Here is a 2,782-nt window from a genome sequence, read left to right on the forward strand (position 1 = left end):
AAAGTCACGTTTGCGGCAAAACGCAAACACTTTTGGCCGGTATCTTCCCTCTGCCGACCTAGGTCTGAAGACAGTTAGGCCGAGTGACAATCAAGCCTCGGCAGAGGTCGGCGCGAACCTCCGATTAGGTCTGATTCTAAAATCAAGGAAAAAACATTAGCACTTCGCTTACCCAAGGACTTGTAATTGCCACATACGTTGACGAGCAAGCAGGCGGGCAGTTGATCCCACTCGGCCGCATACTGAAGTTCTTTGGAGTTCGCCAATTCGGAGCGGACAGGAGCGGTAATGTAGCGACCATCGTTGCATTTTCCTTGCCTATCATTGTGGGCGGTGCGGGGCTGGGAGTCGAGACGTCCTATTGGTACTATTCGAGCCTAAAGCTGCAGGCGGTTGCGGACGCCGCCGCCTATGCCGGCGCGCTGGAAAAGGTGTCTGGATCCAACGCGGCGGAAATCACCGCGGCCGCCACGCAATTGGCCACTAACAACGGATTGGGCAACGGGACCATTGTGGTCAACACGCCGCCCACCTCCGGGCCGAATATCGCCAAGAATGCCGTCGAGGTGATCCTCAACCAGAACCTGGACCGGATATTCACCTCCATCTTCACGCAGACCAAGGTGCCCGAGCGGGCGAGGGCGGTCGCGCTGATCACCGACGCTTCGAAGGCCTGCGTGCTAGCGCTCAATCGGTCGGCCTCGCAGGCGGCGCTTTTCTCCGGCAGCACCAGTGTCAAATTCAACGGCTGCTCGGTCATGTCGGATTCAATCGCCAGCGATGCCCTTAAGGTGCAGGGGTCGGCCGGCCTCCAAGCCGACTGTCTGATCTCGGCGGGCGGCGTTGTGCTTAACAACCCGGTGACAATGGGCTGCAACGCCGCGATCACCCAGGCGCTGCCGGCGGCCGATCCGTTTGCCGGACTGCCGGCGCCTGCGGCCTCGAACTCTTGCCAGAATGTCAACGGCAACAAGACGACGCAGACGATCCAGCCCGGTACCTACTGCAACGGCATGAACCTCAACGGCAATGTCACGCTTTCACCCGGTGTCTACGTCGTCCAGGGCAATTTGAAAATCAACGCGGGTGCGGTTATCCAGGGCGACGGCGTAACCATCTACATGGCGGGCAGCAGCACCGTCAGCATGAACGGCAACGCGACCGTGACGCTGAGCGCGCCGACCTCGGGCACCTACTCCGGAATGCTGTTCTATGGCGACAGGACCGGTACTGCGGCACAGAGCACGTTCAACGGCACTGCGGACTCGCTTCTGACCGGCGCCATCTATTTCCCCAGGCAACAAGTCAAGTATCTTGGCAATTTCTCCGGCAAGAATGGCTGCACCCAGGTCGTTGCCGACACGATCCAGTGGTCGGGTAATTCGACCATCAATCAGGATTGCAAGGATCTTGGCTTCAACGACATCCCAGCCGCTCCGTCGGTCGCGCTCGTCGAGTAGGCGCCCAACATATCGCCCAACATATCAAGTCGGCCTAGCAACCGATCCGGCACTCGTGTTAACCCTCAAGTGGCCGATCCTTCTAAGGGTATAGTGTGCCTGGAAACCGCAGGAATGTTGTTGCCCCGGCGCTGCGTTGTCCCCACCGGGCGGGCCGGCCTGGCTAGTCGCGCGGAAGGAACTCCGAGCGGGTCACGCAGCGGGCCCTGAGAATGGATTTGGATAGGGAACTGGTGCTCGAGTATCACTTGCGGGCACCCGCACCTTCAGGCGGTTTGGTTCCAATCCACGATAAACGCAAGGGCCCCCTGTCTCCCGGTCGCGGCTGACCGGAAAGCCTAGAGTCCGAAAGACAACACCTCGGGGCGGCTGGTCTCGTAGCCAAGGCGGGGCTTGGAAGTAGCAGCGTCGGTCGCTGGCGGATTGGCGGTCCCGGTCGCGGTACAATCAAGTTTGGCGGCTGCTTTCTGTTTGATCGACAGCCCTGCACATGTATTTTGGGAGGTGACCGTCTTCTTTTTTTCGTGGGCCACGGCGGCACTTGACGCCGCAAGGACAAAAGCCACGCAGACAATAGCCGTTTTCATCATGTTCCCCTTTATTAGAAATCTCTAATTTTAAGTTAACGTAGCGTTAACCACACGTCAACGCGAATACCGAACTGCCCGGCTGTTTCGGACGTCCCGCTTGAAATGCAAGTGCAAAGATATTCATCGGCGGCCGGGCATGCGTCAGCAGAGACGCGTTGCCCGGCGGAACGCGCAGGGGGTTGGCGCCGCATGAGCTTCTTGTACTCGCGCGCGGGTCGTTCAGTTTGATGTCGCGGTTGGTCTCTATCCGGTTTTCATTGGTTTTCCACCGCCAGCGCACTGGCGCAGGCAGCTTTGGCGTTCGGAAAGTATTCAACCCCGCAGCGAATTTTGCAGAACTCTCGGCACACTACCTATGCCGCGTCAGTCAGTCCCCATCGAGCAGATGGCTGATGAATGGCTTGAACGAAGCGCTCACCGGTCGCAGCACGAAAGCTGCAGGATGAGGTGGCCCGAAATGGCCTCATCCGATCAAAGCAGTCCTTAGTACCGGGATGTCATCAAGTACATGACGATCGGCGGCGGCGAGGATGCTTCGCGCCTGATGGGACTGCGCACCGATCAAGAAGCACCTCCACCGTTCTTGCCAGCTCACGCTGTTTCGGCGGAGGCACGATACCCTGCCTGCGGAAAGTCGGGGGGACTAGATGTTTAATCCCGGCATTTGCTGGAGCGGATTGAGCCAGAAGCGTTCGGGCTGGGAGGCCCATGCCTTGCAGATGGACTCGTAGG

2 protein-coding genes are annotated in these 2,782 nt (G+C 59.0%); one reads left to right on the plus strand and one right to left on the minus strand.

Annotation, left to right across the window (positions count from 1 at the left end):
- The first annotated feature begins 221 nt into the window (after positions 1-221).
- A complete protein-coding gene (locus P9272_RS35675; RefSeq protein WP_278164883.1) occupies positions 222-1,460 on the plus strand; it encodes a pilus assembly protein TadG-related protein in 1,239 nt (412 codons plus the stop codon).
- Positions 1,461-1,798: 338 nt separating this feature from the next.
- On the opposite strand, the gene P9272_RS35680 is transcribed toward P9272_RS35675, so the two are convergent.
- Positions 1,799-2,047: a hypothetical protein gene (locus P9272_RS35680; RefSeq protein WP_278164885.1), complete on the minus strand. Its 249-nt coding sequence runs from the start codon at positions 2,045-2,047 to the stop codon at positions 1,799-1,801.
- Positions 2,048-2,782: the final 735 nt, after the last annotated feature.

This window comes from Mesorhizobium sp. WSM4976 (assembly GCF_029625685.1).
In the GTDB taxonomy this organism is placed as follows: Bacteria; Pseudomonadota; Alphaproteobacteria; order Rhizobiales; family Rhizobiaceae; genus Mesorhizobium.